Origin of the sequence: Streptomyces hoynatensis, assembly GCF_003626535.1 — a bacterium.
Taxonomy (GTDB): Bacteria; Actinomycetota; Actinomycetes; order Streptomycetales; family Streptomycetaceae; genus Streptomyces; species Streptomyces hoynatensis.
In genome coordinates this window covers 1-22,580 of sequence record NZ_RBAL01000036.1, presented here as the reverse complement: position 1 = coordinate 22,580, position 22,580 = coordinate 1, and the positions used below count along the sequence as shown (strand labels likewise).

General features: G+C 76.3%; 21 protein-coding genes. 13 read left to right on the top strand and 8 right to left on the bottom strand.

The features are described from left to right. Positions 1–24: 24 nt before the first annotated feature. From D7294_RS30895 to D7294_RS30865, 8 genes are all read right to left on the bottom strand, one after another. Positions 25–1,503 carry a phytoene desaturase family protein gene (locus D7294_RS30895; RefSeq protein WP_120685133.1) on the bottom strand — a complete coding sequence of 493 codons (1,479 nt, stop codon included), beginning with the start codon at positions 1,501–1,503 and terminating at the stop codon, positions 25–27. 195 nt (positions 1,504–1,698) lie between these two features. Continuing rightward, positions 1,699–2,856, bottom strand: a complete 1,158-nt coding sequence (locus tag D7294_RS30890) for an ABC transporter permease (RefSeq protein ID WP_147450964.1) — start codon at positions 2,854–2,856, stop codon at positions 1,699–1,701. Then, entirely contained in the window at positions 2,837–3,823 is a 987-nt protein-coding gene (locus D7294_RS30885) for an ABC transporter ATP-binding protein (RefSeq protein WP_120685131.1), read from the bottom strand. Before D7294_RS30885 ends, D7294_RS30890 begins: the two co-directional genes overlap by 20 nt. Further along, positions 3,820–4,695: a hypothetical protein gene (locus D7294_RS30880; protein WP_241562742.1), complete on the bottom strand. Its 876-nt coding sequence runs from the start codon at positions 4,693–4,695 to the stop codon at positions 3,820–3,822. Before D7294_RS30880 ends, D7294_RS30885 begins: the two co-directional genes overlap by 4 nt. Positions 4,696–4,968: 273 nt before the next feature. Continuing rightward, positions 4,969–5,112, bottom strand: coding sequence for a hypothetical protein (locus D7294_RS32160; protein WP_158674741.1), 144 nt, complete (start codon positions 5,110–5,112; stop codon positions 4,969–4,971). 142 nt (positions 5,113–5,254) lie between these two features. Next, positions 5,255–5,461: a linaridin family RiPP gene (locus tag D7294_RS30875; protein ID WP_120685130.1), complete on the bottom strand. Its 207-nt coding sequence runs from the start codon at positions 5,459–5,461 to the stop codon at positions 5,255–5,257. 186 nt (positions 5,462–5,647) lie between these two features. Continuing rightward, positions 5,648–6,226: a hypothetical protein gene (locus D7294_RS30870; RefSeq protein ID WP_120685129.1), complete on the bottom strand. Its 579-nt coding sequence runs from the start codon at positions 6,224–6,226 to the stop codon at positions 5,648–5,650. After that, positions 6,223–7,152: an alpha/beta fold hydrolase gene (locus D7294_RS30865; protein WP_147450963.1), complete on the bottom strand. Its 930-nt coding sequence runs from the start codon at positions 7,150–7,152 to the stop codon at positions 6,223–6,225. The genes D7294_RS30870 and D7294_RS30865 overlap by 4 nt, the downstream gene beginning before the upstream one ends. Before the next feature lie 483 nt (positions 7,153–7,635). Between D7294_RS30865 and D7294_RS30860 the strand changes: the two genes are divergently transcribed. From D7294_RS30860 to D7294_RS30805, 13 genes are all read left to right on the top strand, one after another. Beyond that, positions 7,636–7,998, top strand: a complete 363-nt coding sequence (locus D7294_RS30860) for a hypothetical protein (protein WP_120685127.1) — start codon at positions 7,636–7,638, stop codon at positions 7,996–7,998. A 291-nt stretch (positions 7,999–8,289) separates the two neighbouring features. Beyond that, positions 8,290–11,907, top strand: coding sequence for a Hint domain-containing protein (locus D7294_RS30855; protein WP_120685126.1), 3,618 nt, complete (start codon positions 8,290–8,292; stop codon positions 11,905–11,907). A gap of 70 nt (positions 11,908–11,977) precedes the next feature. Further along, positions 11,978–12,883 carry a hypothetical protein gene (locus tag D7294_RS30850; RefSeq protein ID WP_120685125.1) on the top strand — a complete coding sequence of 302 codons (906 nt, stop codon included), beginning with the start codon at positions 11,978–11,980 and terminating at the stop codon, positions 12,881–12,883. A 138-nt stretch (positions 12,884–13,021) separates the two neighbouring features. Further along, positions 13,022–14,566 (top strand): phage tail sheath family protein, encoded by a 1,545-nt coding sequence (locus D7294_RS30845; protein WP_120685124.1) that lies wholly within the window; start codon positions 13,022–13,024, stop codon positions 14,564–14,566. Between the two features lie 42 nt (positions 14,567–14,608). Next, entirely contained in the window at positions 14,609–15,055 is a 447-nt protein-coding gene (locus tag D7294_RS30840) for a phage tail protein (protein ID WP_120685123.1), read from the top strand. Further along, positions 15,055–15,522: a hypothetical protein gene (locus tag D7294_RS30835; RefSeq protein ID WP_120685122.1), complete on the top strand. Its 468-nt coding sequence runs from the start codon at positions 15,055–15,057 to the stop codon at positions 15,520–15,522. The genes D7294_RS30840 and D7294_RS30835 overlap by 1 nt, the downstream gene beginning before the upstream one ends. After that, on the top strand, positions 15,519–15,662 hold the full coding sequence (locus tag D7294_RS32390; protein WP_174248478.1) for a DUF6760 family protein: 144 nt from the start codon (positions 15,519–15,521) through the stop codon (positions 15,660–15,662). The genes D7294_RS30835 and D7294_RS32390 overlap by 4 nt, the downstream gene beginning before the upstream one ends. Positions 15,663–18,057: 2,395 nt before the next feature. Further along, positions 18,058–18,531 (top strand): hypothetical protein, encoded by a 474-nt coding sequence (locus tag D7294_RS31760; protein WP_147450962.1) that lies wholly within the window; start codon positions 18,058–18,060, stop codon positions 18,529–18,531. Between the two features lie 37 nt (positions 18,532–18,568). Then, positions 18,569–19,000, top strand: coding sequence for a phage tail protein (locus D7294_RS30825; RefSeq protein ID WP_120685120.1), 432 nt, complete (start codon positions 18,569–18,571; stop codon positions 18,998–19,000). Positions 19,001–19,004: 4 nt separating this feature from the next. Then, on the top strand, positions 19,005–19,895 hold the full coding sequence (locus D7294_RS30820; protein ID WP_120685119.1) for a CIS tube protein: 891 nt from the start codon (positions 19,005–19,007) through the stop codon (positions 19,893–19,895). Beyond that, a complete protein-coding gene (locus D7294_RS30815) occupies positions 19,889–21,766 on the top strand; it encodes a VgrG-related protein (protein ID WP_120685118.1) in 1,878 nt (625 codons plus the stop codon). Before D7294_RS30820 ends, D7294_RS30815 begins: the two co-directional genes overlap by 7 nt. A gap of 16 nt (positions 21,767–21,782) precedes the next feature. Then, entirely contained in the window at positions 21,783–22,058 is a 276-nt protein-coding gene (locus tag D7294_RS30810) for a PAAR domain-containing protein (RefSeq protein WP_120685117.1), read from the top strand. Between the two features lie 5 nt (positions 22,059–22,063). Next, positions 22,064–22,471 carry a GPW/gp25 family protein gene (locus D7294_RS30805; protein WP_120685138.1) on the top strand — a complete coding sequence of 136 codons (408 nt, stop codon included), beginning with the start codon at positions 22,064–22,066 and terminating at the stop codon, positions 22,469–22,471. Positions 22,472–22,580 lie beyond the last annotated feature (109 nt).

Genomic DNA, 22,580 nt, shown 5'->3' with positions numbered 1-22,580 from the left:
CGGGCGCAGCGAGGCGCCGACGCGCTACCCGGCCCGGGGTGCCAGTGAGGGCGCCCGGCGGATGCCGAACTCGCGGCGCAGCGCCGAAAGCGCCGCGAGATGGCCGGACATGCCGTGCACGCTCGGCCCAGGCGGTGTGGACGCCGAGCACAGGTAGATGCCGGGGAGCGGCGTCCGGTACGGGTCGAGCCGCGGGACGGGGCGCAGGAGCGACTGGCGGAGGGTCATGGCGCCCGACGCGATGTCGCCGCCCACGTAGTTGGGGTTGTGCCGCTCCATCTCGGCCGCGGGGACCCCGCGTTCGGCGAGGACGGTGTCCGTGAACCCGGGCGCGTGGCGTTCGATGCGGGCACGGACGAGGCGGACGGGGTCGGTGGGGTCGCCGTGGGGGACGTGGGCGTAGGCCCACACCGGGCGTTTTCCCGGCAGCCCGCGGCCCGGGTCGGTGGCCGCCGGGTCGACGAGCAGGACGAACGGCTCCGCGCCGGGCACGCCGCGGGCGGTCAGGGTCTCCTGGCGGACCGTCTCGGCGTAGGTGCCGCCGAGGTGCACCGTGCCCGCGCGGCCGACTTCCCTGTGGGCCCACGGGATCGGCTCGGAGACGAGGAAGTCCACCTTGGCGGCGGCCGGGCCGTAGCGGAACCGTGCCAGCCGCCTGGCGTAACGGGGTGGCAGCCGGTCACCGGCCAGCGCCAGGAGGCCCTTCGGGCTGACGTCGAGGAGCACGGCGCGGGCCCGGACGGGTGCGCCGGGGCCGGTGAGCTCGCGGAGGTCGGTGACCGGGCGGCTGGTGTGGAAGGTGCCGCCGTGGGCAACGATGTCGGCGGCCAGGGCGTCGGCGATGCGGGCGCTGCCGCCGCGGGGCAGCGGCCAGCCGCTGGAGTGCGCGAGGTGGCCGAGCAGCAGCGCGATGGCGCCGCCGGGAAGGCTCGGCAGCTTGCCCAGGGCGTGGGCCGCGAGGCCGCCGAGCAGGGCACGGGCCTCCTCGCCGCGGAACCTGGCGGCGCCGAGGCGGGTGCCGTGGACGGGCAGGTGCCGGGCCAGCAGGAGCGCCGCGGCGGGGTCGCGCGGCGGGCGGCGGGCGCCGGAGAGCAGCAGGTCCACCAGGCCCTGGCCGTGCCGCATCAGCGGCGCCATCAGGCGCCGCCAGCGCCGCGCGTCCTGCCCCAGGCCCGCGCAGGTGGCGTCCAGGTCGCGGTGGGCGAGGGCGGCGCGGCCGCCGTCCAGCGGATGGGCATAGGACACCTCGGGCGTCAGCAGGTCGACGCCGCGGGCCGCCAGATCGAACTCCCGGAAGAACGGCGAGACCGCGGCCAGGGGGTGCACGGCGGAGCAGACGTCGTGGACGACCTCGGCGTCGAAGAGCGCCTGGGTGCGCAGGCCGCCGCCGATGGTGCCGGCCGCCTCGTACAGCTCCACCCGCAGGCCCGCCCTGGCGAGGGTCACCCCCGCGGCGAGCCCGTTCGGCCCGGTGCCCACTATCACCGCGTCGGCGTCGGTCATGTCCCGCTCGCTTCCTTCCGTTCTTCCGCACACGGCGGCTCGTCCCTCGCTGCGTTCCGGATTCGGTCCCCGCCGGTTCGGGTCCCCGCCGCTCGGGTCCCCGCCGAAGCCGGGGGCCGGTGCCGTCCGCGCGCGGCAACGCGGTGTGCTGCCGTGGCCGGTGGCGCGGCCTCGCGCGGGGCCGCACGACGCGGCCTAGGCTGCGGCACGGCGGGATGCGGTCGTGAAGAAGCGGCGCACCGCCTCGCCGGCGGAGTCGGCGCGCACCGCCAGGGTGAACAGCCGCGCTCCCGCCATGCTGAGCAGCAGCGCACAGCCGAGGATGACCCCGGCGGACAGCGCCATCCCGGCGACGCTCTCCTCCCCCGTGGTGTACCGCAGCGGCACCAGCGTCGCCGAGAAGGGCGGGATGGTGCTCAGGACGTCGGCCCAGCGCGCCCCGGGCGCCTGAAGCGCGGCCAGGTTGGCGAACACGGTGAGCATGCTGACCATCTGGAGTGGCACGGTCACGGCCGGCACGTCGTCGGGGCGGGACATCATCGCGCCGACGCCGCCGTAGAGTGCGCCGAGGAAGAGGAAGCCGAGCAGGTACCAGACGACCGCCACTCCGGCGACGCCCACCACGATGTCCAGGTGGGTCCGGTCGCCGGCGGCCAGCAGCATGCCCAGGGCGGCGGCCCCCATCACGCAGGTCTGGACGAGGCCGACGGTGCCGGCGCCGATCACCTTCCCCCACAGCAGGGACAGCGGGCGGACCTTGGGCAGCAGCAGGTCCACGACGCGGTTCATCTTCTCCTCCATCAGCGCCTGCGTCACGGCCGAGCTCATGGTGGTGATGCGGGCGAAGAGCAGCATGACCACGACGTAGGCGATGAGTGTGCGGGCGACGCGGTCGGAGTCGTCGTGGACGGCGCTCAGCGACAAGGCCGTGCGGCTCGCCTCGGGACCCACGCTCAGCGCCGCCAGTTGCACCCGCGAGGTGACGGTCTCCAACTCGCCGAGCCGCGAGGACTTCCAGGCGGTGGCCTCGATGCCGCGGTCCGTCACCGCGACCACGAACGGCGTGTCCTCGGTCGGCTTTGCGCCGGGCGTCCCCGCCACCACATCGTTGTCCGGCAGGAGCACCGCCGCCCGCGCGGTCTCCCCGGCGCTCAGGCCGAGGACGGCGACCCGGTCGGACTCCGTCCCGTTCCCGGCCATCCGGGGAAAGAACACCAGGCCCGCGATGACGAGCACGCTGACGCCGACCCCGATCAGTGCGGCGCGGGAGAGCAGCCGCAGCCGGATCTCCCGGGCCACGATCAGGCCGAGTTCGGTGCGCAAGGGGGTGCGGTCACTTCGCGCCGGTCTCATCGCTCACCTCCGCGAAAACGTCTCCGAGGGTCTGCCGGCGCCGGGAGAACTCCGTGACCTCCCCCAGGCCGAGGGCCGCGCGCAGCACCCGGCCGGCATCGTCCGCCCCGGCCGGGACGGCGAACGTCGTGCCGTGCAGGAGCCGGGCCCCCGGCATGGCGGCGGACAGCTCCTGCGCGGTCGGAGCGCGACGGGCGCCGAAGGTGACGCGGATCGTCGCGCTGCCGCGGTCCCGCAGTTCGTCGACCCTCCCCTCGGCCACCACCGTGCCGCGGCGCAGGATGACGGCGCGTTCGCAGATGCTGTCGACGAGGTCGAGTTGGTGGCTGGAGAAGAAGACGCCGACCCCGCGCCCGGCCGCCTCGCGCAGGATCTCCGACATCGAGGCGGCGGCGGCCCGGTCGAGTCCGGAGAACGGCTCGTCGAGGATCAGCAGCCCGGGGTGGTTCAGCAGCGCGGCGATGAGCTGGACGCGCTGCTGGTTGCCGAGGCTGAGCGTCTTGAGCTTGGCGGACCGGTACCTTTCGATGCCGAGGCGCGCCGTCCACGCGGCCACCTCGCGTTCCGCCTCGGCCTTGGACATGCCGTAGAGGCGGGCCAGGTAGACGAGTTGCCGCGTCACCTTCATGTCCCGGTACAGGCCGCGGGCCTCGGGCATGTAGCCGATCGCGGCGCGGAACGCGTCGGTCACCGGCCTTCCGCCGACGAGGACGGTGCCCGCGTCCGGTTCGAGCAGGCCGGTGATGATGCGCAGGGACGTCGTCTTGCCGGAGCCGTTGTTGCCGACGAAGCCGGTGATCGTGCCCCGGGGCACCGAGAAGCTCACCCCGTCGAGGGCCACGCGGTCGCCGAAGCGCTTGGTGAGGCCGACGACTTCGAGGTGTCCCTCGCCTGCCGCGGATGCCGTGTCCCGGCGGTCCCCCGGCCCGGTACGGGCGCGAACGGCGCCGGCCCCGACGCTGCTCATGCGGCCGGTCCTGCGGCCGGCCGGGGCGCGGCGGACAGCTCGCGGCGGCGCTGCGCCAGGACGTAGTGGATGGCGGGGTGGGTGGCACCGAAGGCGAGGAAGAACCGGTTGAGCCCCATCAGCTGGCCGATGCCCAGGTGGAAGGCGGTCATCGAGGCGAGGTAGGCCCGAGCGGCGGGCCTGGGGAGCACGTAGACGAGGGGGAAGCCGCACTCGATGGCGATGGTGCCCCAGGACAGGGCCTTGGAGAGCTGTGGGTAACGCGTGATGAGCCGATGGGCGCGCGGGTCGCCGTAGTTCTTGGTGCGCAGGACGCCGCCGACGGCGTCGCCCTTCAGCCAGACCGGGGAGACCGCCTTCACGACGCCTGAGGCGGCGTAGGAGATCGTCGTCTCCAGCGCCAGCGCCCGCATGGCGAGGTCGTCGGCCTTCTCCCGGTCCTCGATCAGCGCGGTGGACGCGAGCGTGACGTTGATGACCTGCTGCAACTGGTCGGCGCCGTCTCGGCCGTACGGGTTCCAGTAGCGCTGGGCGGCGCTCAGTGCGGCCAGTGTCGTGCCACCGGCCAGACGCAGCGTGCGGTTCCGCGGCCACAGGAAGGTGGCCGCCGACACCGCCGCCTGCGCGCCGTGGAACGCGTAGGGCAGCCCCCTCCAGGAGAGAGCGCGGGTGATCCGGGGGTGGCGCTTGGCGAATTTCGGGTAGAAGACGTCGAATTGGCTGCCCAGGAGGTCGCCCTTCCGGAACTTCTCGTGCTGGCTGAGGGTTTCGAGGGCCGCCACGAACGTTCCCGCGGAGGCGATGCGGCGTACGGCGGTGGGCGAGTGCATCCGGGCGAGGGCCGAGGTCACCCGGGTCAGGCGGGGAAACAATGGGGGGGCTCCTTCTGTGAATCGTCGCTCGGGGAGGGAAGGGGGCGCCGTGACGCTCGCTTCCGGCGGGGAAGCCGCGCTTCGGGGCGGGCACGGGGCCGGGGCCCGGGCGCCCTGCCGGGCCGCGGCGCATCCGGCAGGGTTCGGCACGGCCCGCGGCTCTTCCGGTCCCGGCCCCCTGGGGCCGGGTTTGCGCGAGGCATGCGGAGGTTCCAGCCGCCCGGCGGCCGGGTTCCGGGCGCTGCCGCACCCGGCCGCCGGGCGACCTGCCGGTCAGAAGTAGACGGTGGCGTCCGTGACCGTTGCCGCGTGAATGACGAATTCAACGGCGCACGAGGAGCCCTCTGCCGCGAACAGGGGCCCGGGGACGACCTCGCTCAGTTCCGAGTCGGCGAATTCGGTGAGAGGCGTTGCCACGTCTCATCTCCTTGCTTTCGCGTGGGTTTTCTCCCGGCGGCCGTGCCCTCGCCTACGCCGCCACCGGTCGCGGCCGGGGGCCGTGCACCTCCCCGGCCGCCTTCCGGCGCGCCGCCGAGGGGGAACCGCCGGTTTTCCGGTGTCAGCCCTGGGTGATTTCCTGGGTGACGTTCCACACGGCGTCGGCCACGGCGACCAGGATGGCCCAGCCCTCGGGGCACGCGATGGTGGCGGCGGGGGTGCACAGGACCGGGGCGGCGTCCGAGCTCAGCCCCGCCTCGGTCCCCATCAGCGGCCCCGGGGTGACGTCCGCCAACGAGGCGTTGGCAAATTCGGCCACGACAGACATGCTGTATCTCCTTGTCGATTCGACAGATCTTCGACGGGATTTCGCCGAAGTCCGACGGAATTCCGGCGGATTTCCGCCCGCCGGAATGCTGTCTCCCCGGCCCGTGGGCCGAGCCCGTTCGGCCGAGGGGTCCGCTCTCCGACGCGGAAAACGCGTCGCGAGAACGGGGCTCCCGGTCGACCGGTGCTATCCGCGGGAGGCCGCCGCGGAGAGGGCCGCCGCGGAGAGGGCGGGCGCGGGCAGGCGGATGTGCTCGGAGGCGAACATGGGCTCGACCACGCGCGTCCCGCCTTCCGGATGGGAGCGCAGGAGGAGGAACTGGGTGTGGTCGGCGCCCGGCACGTGGTCCACCCGGGAGGTGAGATACCGCCCGAGGAGGCGGTAGGCGGGAGTCACCGACAGCCGCCTCATGTCCCCGGAGAACTGGCCGGCCGACACGATGAGGGTCTGGAGCGAGTCGAACAGCACCTTGGGCGCGCGATTCCTCGCGTTCCAGGCGACGGTGTACCACTGCCGGCCCGCGGTCACCTCGACCTCCGCCCAGGCCCCCGGGACGCCCGCGGTGAGGTCGCGGTACAGCAGATGCGTGTCCGCCACACCGGGATTGGGGCCGAAGAACCGCCAGTTCGGGGTCGGTATCCGCCACCTGCCCTTCCCCAGCAGGCCGTCGAACCTGCGGTCGGGGAGCTGGTCCGCGGCGGTGGCGATCAGCCATGCCGTCAACCCGGCGGACACCGCCCCGTACACGACCCGTTGCCTGTTCATGCCATTCCTCCGGAGACGATGAGTTCGGCGACGGTCCTCGCGTGGGTCTCCTCCGCGAGGACCCTCATGTGATCGGCGTCCTCGATGACGTGGTGCCGGAAGCGCCCCGACAGGTCCCGCAGCCCGGCCTGCGCCCTGCGGTGCCCCTCCGCGTTGCGCGCCGTCCGGAGCGCGGTCACCACGTGCACCGGCGCGGCGAGCCGCGCGATCGCCGGGTAGGAGAACGCCGTCACGTACTCGCGGTAGGCGGTGGCCCACACGCTCGGCAGGGCGTGGAAGTCCGTGATGCTCTCCCGGGTCTCCTCGGCGTATGTCTCCCTGACCGGCGACGAAGGACGCAGGACGTTGAGCCCGGAGGCCGCCCACACCCGCTCGATGAGCAGTTGCTGCCGTCGCCAGAGGTCGTCCGGCCCGCCGCGGAGCGCCTTCAGCTGGCCGAGGACCAGCGGGTCCACCATCACCACGTGGGAGACGTCCCCCTCCGTGCGCGACGCGGCGTACGCCGCGGCCAGGTGGCCGCCCAGGGAGTGGCCCGCCAGCACGAGCGGGAGCCCGCCGAGGTAGCGGTCGCGCAGCTCGTCGATGACCTTGAGCTGCTCCTCGGCCGTCGGGGCGCCGGGCAGCGGGCTGCTGAGACCGTATCCGGGCCGGTTGTAGCGGACGTAGGCCACGTTGTCCGGGAGGTTCCCGCAGACCCAGTCCCACTGTTCGTGCGGGAGGCCGAGGCCGTTGCAGAAGATCACGCCGAGCTCGGCGCCCTCCGCCCGCCGGCCGTGGACCTCGACCACGCCGCCCCCGGGCCGGTCCATCCTGCCGAACGCCGCGGTCCGGTACCGCCTGCCGCGGGCCCGGGCGCGGGCGCCGAACGTCCAGCCGTGCAGGAGCAGCGCCGCCACGCCGACGGCGAACTTCCGTTCCATGGACATCGTCTTCACTGTTCGCCCGCCAATCCTGCGCTCGGGGTGTGCGTTCGGTTCCCGATCGTGGAGGCCGCACCATGGGCAAACCTGGAACACACGTGGAACACCGACTCGGGCGGCGCAGATTGCGGCGGGCGGGGCCGGCCTGTCCCCCTCCGGCGTTCACTGGAACGGCCGGTCACGCATTGCCCGCCTGCCGGAGGGCTTCGACCATGGAAGAGGACAGTCGATGCGGGCGCGTGAGTGACGTTCCTCGCCCACCGGAGGCGTACGGCCGACCGCGGACGTACAGGTGTTTGCGGCGAGTTGACGTGCCGTCAGGGCCGACTCCCGTGCGAAGGCCGGGAACGCCGCGCCGTCTCGGTGAAGCCGAGCCCGCCCGCGCCGTTGCGGATGTCTCCCAGGCCAGGCGCCGCCTGCACGCGCCGTCACCGTGCGGGCGGCCTTCGCCGTGGGCCGCGTCCGCCGGGCGTCACCATGGAGGAAGAAATGACACTCAGCCGCATATGCGCCTTCACGGCCTCGGTGCTGCTCACCGCCGGCACGGCGATCGCCGCCACCCCGGGCAGTGAGGGCACCGATCAGGCGCCCGCCGCGGAAGAGGCCACTCCGCGGGCGGCCTTCACCCGGCACCAGGGCACCGCACGGCAGATACCGGCCGGTGGCCTTCTGGACGTGAGCGTGAGCTGCCCGAGCGGTCAAGTGCCCACAGGCGGTGGTGGCGCGTCCCAGTCGGGCCTCATCCACCTCGTCACGTCCGCCCCGACGGAGAACGGCTGGGGCGTTGTGGGCAGAAACACCGGGACGGTTCCGGACCAGCTGATCCCCTGGGTCGTCTGCACCACTCCCTGACGGCGGGGCCGACGCCGGCGAACCTGCCGGGGGGCAGGCCGGGGTGGGGGCCGGGTTGCGGCCCGGTGGGTTCGGTGACGGGGCCGTGAGGGGGCGCTGACGGGGCGGCGGGGCGACGCGGCGCGAGGGGGGAGGGAGGGGCAACGGGCCCGGCCTGTCGGGGGTTTGAGTGGGGGCGGGCCGGGGCCGGGCCTGGTGGGGGCTCCCGAAGGGGCAGTCGCGCTTCCCTGAGGGGCAGGAAGGGGCCGGTGGGCTTCAAGGGCGCGGGCCGGGTCCTGCACTGTGCTGACTATGGTCAATGCCAGCGCGTCGGCCCGCCTGGACCCGGAGGGGGCGGACGGCCGGGCGGGGCGGAGGTCTTCGCCGGCCTCCGAGGCCGCCGCGCCGTCCCCCGACGCGAGCGCGGCGGGGCCGGAGGGCCCCCGGGAGGAGCCGGGCGAGGGGGCGCGGGAAGGGGCGCGGGAGGGACCCGTCCCGGCGCGGGGCCCGATGCCTGGCGCCCGGCCCGGCCGCATCCTCGCGATGCAGGCGGCCGCGGGCAATGCCGCGGTCGCCCGGCTGCTCTCCCCCCGCGCGCCCCGGGACGCCGCCGCGCCGGACGCCGGGGCCGCCGCACGGGGCAGGGCGGGGAGCGCTGCCGGAACCGGGGCCGTGGGCGCGGCCGGGGCCCTCGCCGGGGCCGCCGCGGCCGGAGGCGGGGGGAGCGCCGCGGAGCGGGTGGCTGCCGCGGCGGGGCCCGTTCGGGCGCCGGCCGCGCCGCCGGCGGCGGAGGCGGAGGCGGCCGGGCCTGCCGTGCCGCCGCCCGGGCCCGACCTCGTGCCGCCGGCGCCGCCCGCGCCGCCGGTGCCGCCGCGGCTGCCGGACTCGGCGCCGACGCCCGCTCAGGAGGCGGCACTTGCCGCGATCGCGGCGAGCGCCGGGGAAGCCGCCGCGCGCATCGACGCGGCGCTGCGCGAGGAACTCGGCCGGGCCCGGGGCGCCGCCGGGGAACGCGCGAGCGCCCTCGACGCGGCGGTGACCGAACGCGCCGCCGACGTCCGCGCCGCGGCGCGGGCCGCCCGCGAGCGGGTCGGGGCCGAGGCCGAGGGCGGGCTGGCCCGGATGGCCGAGGCCGCGGCGGCCGGGGAGGCGGCGCTGGCCGCCGACGGCGCGGAGGCCAGGGCCGCGGCCGACGCCGCGCTCCTCGACCGCCGCACGGCCGTCGGCGACGGGGCCGTGGCCCGGGCGGAGCAGGCCAGGCAGGCCGCGAGGGGAGCGGCCGGGCAGGCGCAGGCGGAGACCGGGCAGCTGGCCGAGCGGTCGCGCGCCACGGGCGAGGCCAAGGCCAGGACGGCCGCCGCCGGGGACGAGGCCGTTCGCTCCGCGCAGGCCGCCGCCGCACACGAGGTGGCCGACGACACCGCGGGCGGCATCGGCACCGCCGCCCGGGATGCCGCGGCCGGGATGCGGGACCAGGGCGAGCAGGTCGCCCAGGCCGTGCAGGACCTCGCCGCGGGGGTGGCCGACGACCTGGCGGGGCACCGCACCGGCCTGGAACAGCACCTCGGGGCGCAGGACAGGCAGGCGGCGACGGCCCTTTCCGGCACCTCGGGGACGGGCGGCCGGGTGCTCGGCGAGCGGCGGGACGCCGCGCTCGCGGCCGTGGACCGCGCCGAGACCCAGAGCCTCGCCGCACTGCACCGGCAGGCCGCGGCCCGGCGGGAGGCCCTCGCCGAGGCGGGGGCGCAGGCCGAACGGCACCTGACCGAGGCCGCGGCGCAGGCGCACCGGGAGCTGGCCGCGGACGTCGAGCAGGCCGCCGCACTCTTCGCGAGCCGGCCGGCCGACGCGGAGAGCAGCGAGGCGGTCGCCGAACAGGCCGGAACGCGGCTGGCGCAGGCCGCCGGGCAGGTCGGCGAGGCGCTGTCCGGCCGGGCCTCGGAACTGGCCGGCGCCCTCGACGAGGCCGGGGCCGAGGCCGCGGGCGAGGCGGAGCGGGTGACCTCTCAGGCGGCCGGGGGACTCGCCGGGCTGGGCCAGGCCGGCGGGGACGGCGTGCGGGAGGCGGCGACCGCCACCCGGGAGGGCCTGGCCGGCACCGTGGGGCAGGCCAAGAGCGCCCGGGACGCCTCGGTCAGCGCCTTCACCGGGGCCCTCGATCAGAACGTGGCGGCCGCGGAGCCGGGGCTCGCGGATCTGCTGAGCCGTCACCGGGACGCGCTCGACGGCCGGGTCGGCGAGGTACGCACCGCCGCCGCGGGTCCCGCCGACTCGCTCGACCGGCGCATCGACACCGCGCAGCAGCGGGCGGCGGAACGCGCCTCCCGCAGCTGGCTCGGGAACCAGCTGGCCGATCTGTGGCAGGCCGTCACCAGCCCCGAGTTCCTGGTCGGGCTGGCCGTCGGGCTGCTGGTGGGCGCGGTCATCGTGCTCAGCGCGGGCACCGCCACGCCGTTCGTGATCATGGCGGCGGGGATCGCGGCCGGGGCCGCGGGCGCCGCGGCGGGCACGATGACGGGCAACATCCGGGCCGGCAAGAGCGGCCTGGACGTCTTCGACAACGTCCTGCACAACGCGCTGGTCGGCGGCCTGGCGGGCGGCGTGGCGGCGGGGGTCTACCTCTTCGGCGCCGGCGTCGTGGCCGGTCTCGGCCTCACCGGCACGGCGGCGACCGTGGGCGGCCTCCTCACCCTGGAGGTGGCGGCCGTCGCCTCCAATACCGTCGCGAACCTCGTCGAGGGCCGCCCCTGGGACGAGAACCTGCTGGCGGCGATGCTGCTCGCCCCCCTCATGGAGCTGATCGCCGCGAAGATCCCGGGGCTGAAGGGCGCGGAGGGGGAACGCCCGACGGCCGCCCCGGACGAGCCGGCCGCCCCGCGCGGCCCGGCCGTGGACGACGCGCCGGGACCCGGGCCGGCGGCCGGGGAGGAGGGGCCGCCGGTGCCCCGGCCGGAGGGGGAGGGGCCCGCGCCGGGTGCGGAGGAGGACGGGCCGGGGCCGGTTCCCGAGGAGGACGGGCCCGGGCCGCGGCCGGAGGAGGACACCCCGGGGCCAGGTCCCGAGGGGGCCGAGGGCATCACCGACGAGGACGTCCACGTCGAGGACCTGCTGGAGCCGGAACCCCGCGCGGACGAGCCCGACCTCGACCCGGCGGTCTGCTTCCCCGCCGGGACCCTGGTCTCCACGCCCCGGGGCCCCCGCCCCATCGAGGGCGTCGAGCCGGGCTCGCTCGTCCACGTCCACGACTTCGCCACCGGCCGGGTGGACACGCGCCGCGTGCTGGGCGTGGTCACCGGCAGCACCGGCCGCTGGAGAGACGTCAGGCTCGCCGGGGAGACCGTGCGGGCCACGCCCGGCCACCGGTTCTGGTGCGAGTCGGCCGGGGACTGGGTCACGGCCGGGGAGCTGGCGCCGGGGATGACCGTCCGGCTGCGGGACGGCGGCGTCGCCGAGGTGCTCGGCGTGTCGGACGTGGTCCCCGACCGGCCGGAGCCGACCTTCAACCTGAGCGTGGCGGAGGCGGAGAACTACTTCGTCGGCGCCCGCGGGGTGCTCGTCCACAACATCGGCAAGGCGCGGATGCGGTACCTGCGCCGCCCCGGTTACCGCAACTACGTGCTGCGAAACGCCAAGGGCAGGATCTACTACTCGGGCATGTGCCGGCCAGGCGAGACGGCCGCCGGCCTTGAGCGCAGGCACGGCGCCAACCACAACCGTTTCAACGCCGCCCGGGGGGACCGCGTCGAATTCCTGCCGGGCAGGCGCGAGTACGGCGAGGCCCGGCTGCTTGAGCACCGCACGGCGGTGGCCAACAGCACGATCATCGGCCGGGCGGGGAAGAACTACCGCGGCAACCGGCAGGACCCCCTGAACGCGAAGAAAATGGCGGAGTACCTCGAGTACGAGCAGGTGCGGCAGGGCTGCGGGTGATGGCCGGGGCCGAACGGGCAGCGCGCGGAAGAAGACGCACGGAAAGACGCACGGAAAAGAAGAGGGACGCATGACGGCGGAGGAGGACCCCGGCGCGGCGGCCGGGCGGGCGGTGGCCGGGCTGGCCGGGCTGCTGGCGGAGGAGCTGGGCGGCCCGCCGCGGCTGCGGGAGCTGCTCGACGTGCTCGGCTGGGCCGCCGCCTCGCTCGGCCCCGAGCTCGCCGGGGAGCCGGAAGGGCCGGTGCTCCTCAGGGCGCGGCTGCGCCGGGGCGCGGCGGAGGGCGGCGCGGCGGCCGGGCCCTCCCGGGCGCCCGAGGTGGGCGACGCCACGATCGTGGAGGCCGGGGACCTGCTGGCGCGGTTCGCGCGCCGGGTGGCCGCGGCGGAGGGGGCGCCGCCCTCGCCGGCCCGCCTGGTCGCCCTGCTCGGCCGGGGGCTTCGGCAGGCGCCGGAGGGGACCCTGGCCGACGTGCGGCCGGGTGACGTGTCCGCGCTCGGCATCGCCGCCGTCCCGCGCCGGAAGCGGGCCGAGCCGGGCGACATCGTGGCCATCCCGGCCCGCGGCGGGGGCCACCACCTCGCGGTCGCGCTGGAGCGCAACGTCTTCGGCACGGCACTCGGCCTGTTCACCGGAGTGCACCCGGCCCGTCCCGTCTCGGCCTCCCGCCACCCGGCGGTCGATCCCCGGCCGGTGTACGTCGGCGAGGAGGCCGTGGCGTCCGGGCGCTGGCCGGTCGTCGGGCGCGACCCGGGGCTGTGCGCCCTGTGGCCCCCGGCGCCGGAGATCTACCACCGGCCGGTGGCCGACGTGCCCATGCCGGGCATCGGCCCGTACGGCGCGGCGGAGAAGCCGGACGGGACGCTGCGGGAGCTCGGCGAGGCGGAGGCCAGGGAGGTGGGCGTGCTCGACCCCGGGTTCCACCAGCTCTACCTCGGCACCCAGCTGGAACAGGAGCTGGACGCCAGGACCGCCTGACCCGGCCGGCGGGGCCGGGGCAGGACCCGCTGCCCGAAGGGGCAAGGAAGCAGGTACCCGCGGTGCGGCCCAGGTCCCTACCCCGCGCCGCGCCCGCTGCCGAGAATCGGACCCCGTTGCCGGCCAAGGAGAGTGGGTATGCCGCACTACCAGTCCCCAGGCGTCTACGTCGAGGAAGTGGACTCCGGGTCGCGGCCGATCGAGGGGGTGGGGACCTCCGTCGCCGCCTTCATCGGGTTCGCGCGCAAGGGCCCGCTGAACACTCCCACGCTGATCACCAACTGGAGCCAGTTCGTCAGCGTCTTCGGGGAGTTCGTCGAGGGGGCCTACCTGCCGTCCTCCGTCTACGGGTTCTTCGCCAACGGCGGCGGCATCTGCTACGTGGTGCGGATCGGCGGGGCCGAGGCGGACGAGGCGGCGCCGGCCGCGGACGGGGCCGAACCGGCGGCGCGGCTGGGGCCGTTCGCGGTGCGCGCCCTGCCGGGCGTCACCGGCGCCCTCTCCGTCGAGGCGGCCCCGGCCGAGGGGGAGAACCCGCCGGCGGACGCGTTCACGCTGCTGGTCAGGCGCGACGGCGAGGTCGTGGAGAGCTACCCGGGCGTCACGGCCAAGCGCGGCAAGGACAACGTGGTCGCGCAGGTGGCCGCGCGTTCCCGGGTCATCCGCCTGGAGGCCGCGGACAAGGGGGCCGCGCTCGCCAGGCCGGAGCCGCAGACGGTCAGCCTGCCGGTGGCGGCCCCGGAGGGCGGCTCGCCCGGGGCGCTGCCCGAGGTGCTGTCGGCCGGCACCTATGTCGGCGACGCGGACCAGCGGACCGGCTTCGGCGGCCTGGAGGCCGTCGAGGAGGTCACCATGGTGGCCGCCCCCGACCTGATGAGCGCCTACGAGCGGGGCGTGGTGGACCTGGAGACGGTGATCGCCGTCCAGCGCGGGATGATCACGCACTGCGAGACCATGGGCGACCGGATCGCCATCCTGGACCCGCCGCCGGCGATGAGCCCGCAGCAGGTGCGGGCCTGGCGGCAGGAGACCACCGGCTTCGACTCCAAGTACGCGACGATGTACTACCCGTGGATCAAGGTCTTCGACCCGTCCGTCGGCCGTGCCGTCTTCATGCCGCCGAGCGGCCACGTGGCCGGGGTGTGGGCCCGCAACGACAGCACCCACGGGGTCCACAAGGCCCCCGCGAACGAGGTGATCCGCGAGGCCATCGCCCTGCAGACGCAGCTCACCAAGGGCGAGCACGACCTGCTCAACCCGATCGGGCTCAACTGCATCCGGTCCTTCCCCGGCCGCGGGATACGGATTTGGGGCGCGCGGACGCTCTCCAGCGACGCGGCCTGGCGCTACCTCAATGTCCGGCGGCTCTTCAACTACCTGGAGGAGTCGATCCTCGCGGGCACCCAGTGGGTGGTCTTCGAGCCCAACGACGACGCCCTGTGGGCCCGGATCCGGCGCACCGTCGCGGCCTTCCTGGTCAACGAGTGGCGCAGGGGGGCGCTGTTCGGCCTCACCCCGGACGAGGCGTTCTACGTGCGCTGCGACCGGGAGACCAACCCGCCGGAGAGCATCGACGCGGGGCAGGTCATCTGCCAGATCGGGGTCGCTCCGGTGAAGCCGGCGGAGTTCGTGGTGTTCCGGCTGGCCCAGCTCTCGGCCGGCAGCGGCTCGGTGGACGAGTAGCCGCCGCCGTAGCCGTCACAACGGAGACAAGAGGAGGCTGGCATGTCGCTGCCAGATTTGGACAGTTCCGTCGGGCACTCCTTCGGGCTCGAGTTCGACAGCGTGGTCATCCGGCAGATCACGGAGGTCAGCGGGCTGAAGATGGAGCAGGACGTCATCGAGCTGAAGCAGAACACGGCCGACGGCAAGTACGCGATCAAGAAGCTCCCCGGCCGCCCGCGGGCCGGCGAGGTCACCGTCACCCGCGGCCTCACCGAGGACAACAGCTTCGAGCTGTGGATCAAGGACTCCCGCTTCGGGCAGATGGCCAACGCCCGCCGCAACGGGGCGGTCATCGTCTACGACTTCGAGGGCAACGCGATCAAGCGCTACAAGCTGATCAACGCCTGGCCCAAGTCGCTGGAGATCAGCACCCTCAAGGCGGGGGACACCTCCGTGCTCACCGAGAAGCTGTCGATCACGTACGAGAGCATGGAAGTCGAGGTCTGATGCGCCGTTCCATCGCCGCGTCGGCCCGCCCGGAGGAGGCTCCCGAGGGCGCGGCCGCCCCGGTGCCCGCCGAGCGGCCCCGGCCGCAGGAGAGGCTGGTCACCGAGTTCCCCTTCGAGCTGCCGCGGGGCTATGTGGACGCGTCGGGGACCGTGCACAGGACCGGCGTGATGCGGCTGGCCACCGCCAGGGACGAGCTGATCCCCCTGCGCGACGACCGGGTGCGGGAGAACGCGGCCTATCTGTCGGTGGTGCTGATCGCGCGGGTGCTCACCCGGCTCGGCACCATCGAGGACGTGCACCCGGGCATCGTGGAGGACCTCTTCGCCTCCGACCTGGCCTTCCTTCAGGACTTCTACCGCCGGATCAACGCGGAGGGCCACACCCGCGCCGCGGTGACCTGCCCGGCCTGCCGGGAGAGCTTCGCGGTGGACCTCGCCGGTGGTGGTCGCCTGGGGGAATCGTGACGTACGCGGCCGACCGCATCCACGAGGAGGTCGCGTACCTCGCCTTTCACTTCCACTGGGGGCTCGACCAGATCCTCGATCTGGAACACGCCGACCGGCTGGGATACGTCAACCAGATTGCCCGGCTGACCGGACGGTGACGCCCGGAGGACTGGGGAGACCGAGGAACTGATGGGATTGCTGTCCTGGCTCGGCCGCAACCGCGGTCCGGCGCCCGCCCCGCCGCCGGCCGGGCCCGCGCCGGACGCGTCCCCGTCCGCCGCGCCCGCGCCTGGCGGGCGGTCACCGGACGGGCGGTCACCGGCGGGGCGGCCGGCGCGGGCCGCCGGGTGGCGCGAGCTGCCCGCGCTCCGGCGCACCCTGGACGCGCCGCGCCTGGTGTCGGGTCCTGAGGAGTTCCGCGGCTCGCTGAGCACCTGGCGCAACGCCTCGTTCACCGGGCCGCTCGGCCATCTGGTCAGCCCGGCGGCCCCTTCGGGGCTGGTGCACGGGCTCGCCGCGCCCGGTTCCCCGCCGCGGGAGCCGGGCGAAGACCGGGCGGCGGTCCTGGAGTTCCCGGCCGGGGAGGGCGGCGGGGCGCCCGCCGCGGTCCCCGGCGGCGCGGCACCGGTGCGGCCCGCGGCCCCGCCCCTCCAGCGGTCGGCCGGCGCCCCGCCGGGTGCGGCGGCCTTGACCTCGGCGCCGCCGGTGCGGCCGGCGTTCCGGCTCGCCCCGCTGCCGCTCCCCGGAACGCGCCCCGCCGGGTGCCCCGCTCCCCTTCCCGCCCGGCCCCCGGCCGCGGGGGGCACGCCCCCGGCCACGGCGACCGCCCCGGCCCGGGCCGCCGCCGCTCCCGCGGCCCCTGAGCCGCGTGTCCCGCCCGGGGCCGCGGCGGCGCCCGAGGCGAGGGCGGCGGCCCTGCCGGAAGCCGCGGCACAGACCGCGAGCCGGGCCACGGCGCAGGCGGGGCCGGGGGCCGCGGCGGGAGCCGAGCCGCCCGCCGTGCCGGCGGCCGGGGGGCAGGCGGCGGGCGCGGCGGCGCCGGAGGGCGCCGCGGTGCGCCCGCTGTCCACGGCGGGCCCGCTCCCGGTCACCCTGCCGGCCCCCGCACCGCCTCCCGCGCGCCCCGCCGCGGGCGGGCCGCCCGGGACGCTCGGCCCGGCGCAGGCGAAACCGGCCACCCCTCCCGCGGGGGTGCGGCCCCCGGTCACCCGCCCGCTGGGGCTGGGCGAGCCGCTGCGGGCGCTGCCGCCGACCGCCCAGCGCGAGCCGGGGCCGCAGGCGGCGCCCCGGCCCGCCGCCGCTCCCCCGCCACCCGCGGCCACGGGCCCGGCCCCCGCGCCGCCCCCTGGGCCCGCCCCGGCGCCCCGGCCGGAACTCCCCCGGGCGGCCGAGACGCCGGCGCCGATGGGGTCCCCGGGCGCGGGACCCGCCGGGGAACGCCGCGCCGCACCCGCCCCGGAGTCCCCCGCACCGCCCGCGCCCCCCGCGCCGCCCGCGGCCCGGGCCGGGGCCGACGGCGGGGACACCGGCCCGGTGGACAACGGCCCGGCGGGGGTTCCCGCGCCTCCCGGCGCGTCCCCGGTCGCCGGGCTGCTCGGCGACGCTCCCCTCGCGGTCCCGCCGCGGCCCTGGGCGGAACCCGCGCCGGGCCCGCGGACCCCGTCCCCGCACCTCCCCGCCTCCCAGTCCCCCTCCGCGCAGGCTTCCTCCGCGCAGGCACCCACCCCGCAGGCGCCGCTCCCGCAGGCCCCCGCTCCGCGGGGCACGGCGCCGCACGCGCAGGCCGTGCGGGGCTCCGCTCCCGGGGGCCGGGAGGCGGACTCGCGCACCTCCGGCTCCGGCGTTCCTGCCGCCCGCCCGCCCGCGCGGGGCGCGGGGCCCGAGGCCGCCGCCGTGCCGGAACCTCCGGCCGTGCCGCTGCGCCCCCTCCCGCGGCGCCACGAGCCGCCCGGCGCCCCCGGCACCGCCGGGGGCCCGGGCCGGGCGGCGGCCGAGGGGCCCGTGGTGCCGCTGGTGACGCAGCGGGCCCTGCCGCTGTTCTCCGGCACGCAGATGCCGCCGCCGGCCGACCCGCCCGTACGGGTGGTGACCCCGCTGCCGCGGTGGGAGGCGCCGGGCGCGGGGGACGGCGAGCCGCCGGGGCGCGGCCCCCGGTCCGGCGGTGCCCTGCCGTCGCAACCGCCCACCGCCGACGGCAGGCCGGGCCCGCCCCGGCCGGTGCCCGGCCCGTCCCTCCCGCGCTCCGCGCCCACCGCGCCTGTCGGGACGGCTCCCGCCCCCTCGCCGGGGGAACTCCCCCGGCCGGTCGCGCGCTCCGCCTCCGGGCCGGTGCCGGTCCCGGTCCCGGCGGCGGTCCAGCGGCACGGGGCCGCGGGCGCGCCGGGGCCGCGGGCGCCTCAGGCGGCCCCGCGGGCGCCGTGGCCAGGCCCGCTCCCCGGCCAGGCGGCGCCCGGGACGAGGGGCCGTGGCCCGGCCCCGCCGGCCGCTGCCCCGCCGGCCGCGGGCCGGCGTTCCCCGGAACCCCCGGGGCCCGGCAGCGCCAACGCCGGGCCGGTGGACGCCGGTTCCGTGGCCGTGGCGGCCGGGCTCGCCCAGCGCCTGCCGGACGGCTCGGTCGTCTTCCACGCCCCTGCCGCCCCGCGGGCCGCGCGCCTCCCGGCGCCGGAGCGGGCGTGGGACGGGGAGGGGGCGCGGGACGGCGCGTGGCCCCGGGTGCAGGCGCAGTCGGTGGAGTTCGCGCCGCCCGCGCCGCCGGAACCGGCCGGTCCGCCGCCCGAACCCCCGCCCGCCTCCGCGCCGCCGCCCGAGCCGCCCGCCGCGGCCGGGCCTGCCCCCGGCGGCCCGCAGGACGAGGGGGCGGAGCCGTCCGCGTCCGGGGCCTGGGGGCGTCCCGGCGCCCAGGGCGGGGCGCGGGCCGTGGACGACGAGCTGGTCCGCGCGCTGCTGCCGCCGCTCAGCCGCATGCTCAAGGCCGAACTCCGCATCGAGCGGGAACGTTCCGGCTTTCTCCTCGACACCAGGCACTGACATGTCACCCGGCGGGTGAGGCAAGGAGGTTCGCACCATGGCCGTGACCGACGACCCGGCGGTCAGCGTCTGTTTCGTCGTCACCATCGACGGCATCGAGCTCGGCTCCTTCAACACCTGCGAGGGCCTCGGCTGCGAGGTCGTGCTCGAACAGCGGGAGGAGGGCGGGAACAACGGCCACCTCTGGCAGCTGCCGACCCGGCTGAAGTACCCGAACATCAAGCTCTCCCGGCCGCTGACCAAGGACACCGAGAAGGTGGCCCAGTGGTTCGCCAGCATGACCACCGGCTTCCGGCGCAAGACCGCACGCATCGAGGCCCGCACCGGGGACGGGCGCAAGGTCGCCCACTGGGGGCTGCTCGAGGTGGTCCCGGTGCGCTGGACGGGCCCCTCCTTCAGCCCCGACTCCCCCAAGGTGGCCACCGAGACCATCGAGATCGCCCACCACGGCTATGTGATGGAGGACTAGCGCGATGGGATCTCCCCTGGCGTTCAGCGCCGCAGGCGGCGGCGTCTCCCGGGCGGGCGGCGGCATGCGGCCCAAGCTGGAGCACGCCTATCTGGAGCTGCGCACCCCTCCGCCGCGGGGCAGCCTCACCCCGGGCGGGCCCTGCGGGCGCATCGACTTCCAGTTCAACCCCAAGGAGCTGAGCCTGGCGAAGGGCGCCATCTGGAAACGCACTCCCGCCAAGGGGGCCAAGAGCGCGGGCCCGCCCGAGTACCAGGGTCCCGAGCCGAGCCGGCTCACCCTGGAGATGTTCTTCGACGCCAGCGACACCCAGGACTCCAGCGTGGTCGTGGCGGTGGAGAAGCTGCTGGCCTGCTGCGTGCCCACCAGCGAGACCAGGCAGCAGCAGCGGTCCTCGCCGCCGTGGGTCGTCTTCCACTGGGGAGGGCTCACCGGCTTCCCCGGCTACGTGAGCAAGGTGTCGGTCAAGTACACCCTGTTCACCACCTCCGGGGTGCCGGTGCGGGCCGTCTGCCAGGTGACGGTGGAGGAGATCACCGGCGAGACGCCGGGCCAGAACCCGACCTCGGGCGCGCTGCACGCACGGCGCGTGCACCGGCTGCGCGCCGGGGAGACCCTGGCGCACCTGGCCTGGCAGGAGTACGGGGACCCCGGGGCGTGGCGGGCGATCGCCGAGGCCAACGGGATCGACGACCCGATGCGGCTGGCGCCCGGCCGGGAGCTGCTGCTGCCCGCGCTGGGCGAGCTGGCCGGCGAGCCCCGCGGCGAGTGGGGCGGCGAGCCGGGTGGGGAGCCGGAGGGGCAGGGGCGCGGCGTGGGATCCGGCGCGGGCCGTCCCGCGCTCGCGTCGCGGCCGGGCCTCCCCGCGGGCGGGTCCCGGGGCCGGGCGTGGTGAACCAGAGCGTCGCCAAGACGCTGCTTGCGGAGTTCGACGGCCGGGCGCTGCCCCCCGCCCTCGCCACCACGCTGGTCGAGGCGTACGTGGACGGCAGCCGCACGCTCCCGGATCTCTTCGTGCTGCGCTTCCGCGATCCCGACCGGGTGCTGCTCGAACAGACGGGCGCCCGCATCGGCACCCCGGTGCGGCTGCTGGCCGCCGTCGGGGACGGGGCCGCCCCCCAGCCGCTGATGAGCGGGGAGATCACCGCCCTGGAGGTGGAGGTCGACGAGACCGGCACCTTCACCCTGCTGCGCGGGTTCGACGAGTCGCACCGGCTGCTGCGCGGCCGGCGGGTGGCGGGCTACCAGAACATGACGCTGGCCGACATCTGCACCCGGGTGGCGCGCCGGGCCGGGCTGCAGGCCGGGCGGATGGAGGTGGCCGGGCCCGTCCTGGAGCACGTGGCCCAGCCCAACATCTCCGACTGGCAGTTCCTCAGCGCCCTCGCCCAGGACGCGGGCGCCCAGATCCACGTGACCCAGGGGCGGCTGCACCTGGTGCGGCCTACCGAGGCCGCCGGGGCGCCCGACGTGTCCGCGCGGGCCCAGCGCGAGCCCCTCGTGCTGGAGCTCGGCGACAATCTGCTGCGCTGCCGGGCCGGGGTGTCGGCCGCGGAGCAGGTGACGGCGGTCGAGGTCCGCGCCTGGGACATGCGGATCAAGCGGGAGGTGGTCGGCCGCGCGCGGGTGACCGCCGAGGGGGCCCCGACCCAGCAGGCCGGCCTCGCCCCCGCCGAGGCCGCCGGCGTCTTCGGCCCGCCGGGCTTCGCGGTCACCGACACGCCGTACGGGAGCCAGGCCGAGGCCGACCAGGCCGCCACGGCGCTTGCGGAGCGGATCGCCGGGTCCTTCGCCGAACTGGACGCGGTGATCCGCGGCAATCCCGCGGTGCGCGCGGGCGTCGCGGTGACCCTGGTGGGGGTGGGCAAGCCCTTCGAGGGCCGCTACACGGTCACCGCCGCCCGGCACGTCTTCGATCCCGTCCGCGGCTACGAAACCTGGGTCACCGTCTCGGGGCAGCAGGAGCGTTCCCTGTCCTGGCTGGCGGGCGGCGGGCGGGGCGGGGCGGGCGCCGCGGCTGCGGCGGGCTGCGCCGGGCTGGTCAGCGCCGTGGTCACCGACACGAAGGACCCGGAGGGGCTCGGCCGGGTGAAGGTGGAGTTTCCCTGGCTGGCCGACGACTACGCCAGCGCCTGGGCGCGCACCGCCCAGGCGGGCGGCACCAGCGGCGGGGAGGTGCTGTTCCTGCCCGAGGTCGGCGAGGAGGTGCTCGTCGGCTTCGAGCTGGGCCACCTGAACCGCCCCTACGTGCTCGGCGGGCTGTTCAACGGTCACGACAGGCCCGAGCAGGGACCGCAGGGCGCGGCGGCGGTCGACGCCACCAGCGGCGAGGTCACCAAGCTGGCGCTGGACTCCCGCGAGGGCAACCGGCTCGAACTGCTCGACTTCCCGAACGGCCCCCAGGGGGTCCGCCTCCTCACCGGGGACGGGAAGCTCACCCTCGCCCTGGACCGCACAGAGACCGTGATCGTCGTGGACAGCGAGGGCCAGGTGCGGATCGAGGCGGCCGAGCAGATCTCCGTCACGGCGGGCAACGGCATCTCCGTGGACGCGGGCCGCGGGGGTCTTGAACTGACCGGCGAGACGGTCGAGGTGACGGCCAGGAGCGGAATCCGGGTGAACGCCGGCGGCGGCCGGCTGTCGCTGACCACCGACGCGGCGCTGGAGGCGCGGGGCAACCAGGTCTCCGTCCAGGGAGCGACGCGCACCGAGCTCAAGGGCGGCAGCAATCTGTCCGTCAAGGCGCCCTTGGTACAGATCAACTGAGGCAGGAGCGGAGACGATGTCAGCAGCCGCACGAGTCGGCGATCTCACCGGGCACCCGGGGGTGATCAGCGGCCCGGGGGTGCCCACCGTGCTGATCGGCGGCAGCCCCGCGGCCACGGTGGGCACCCCGCACGCGTGCCAGTTCCCCACCGGGCATCCGCCGTCGGCGATCGCGCCGCCCGGCAGCACCAGCGTGCTGATCGGGGGCCGTCCGGCCGCCAGGATGGGTGACCTCGCCGCCTGCGGGGCGCCCGTCGTCTCGGGCTGCCCGACCGTGCTGATCGGCGGGTGAGCGGCGTGGCACGGCAGTTCGTCGGCGCGGGCTGGGCGTTCCCGCCCCGCACCGACGCCACCGGCAGGATCGCCCTGGTCTCCGGGGACCGCGAGATCGAGGAGGCCATCCGGCTCGTGCTGGCCACCTCGCCCGGCGAGCGGCCGATGCGCCCCGAGTTCGGCTGCCGCCTGCACGACTACGTGTTCGCGCCCGCGGACGCCGGCACCGCGGGGCAGCTCGCCGCGGAGGTGCGCCGGGCCCTGGACCGCTGGGAGCCGCGCATCGAGGTGGCGGACGTCGTCGTCCGGTTCGACGAGACCGACGACGGCGTGCTCTACCTCGACATCGGCTACTCGGTGCGCGGCTCCAACGATCCGCGCAACCTCGTCTTTCCCTTCTATGTGATTCCGCACCACGAGGAGTCTCAATGATGAAGTCAAGCCGCCTGCGTGACTGGCGGGGCGGGGGTGAATACCCGGTTGTCGCGCAGGAGGACCCACAGGACGCTCGCCCGTCGGCGTGCGAGGGCGATGATGGCCT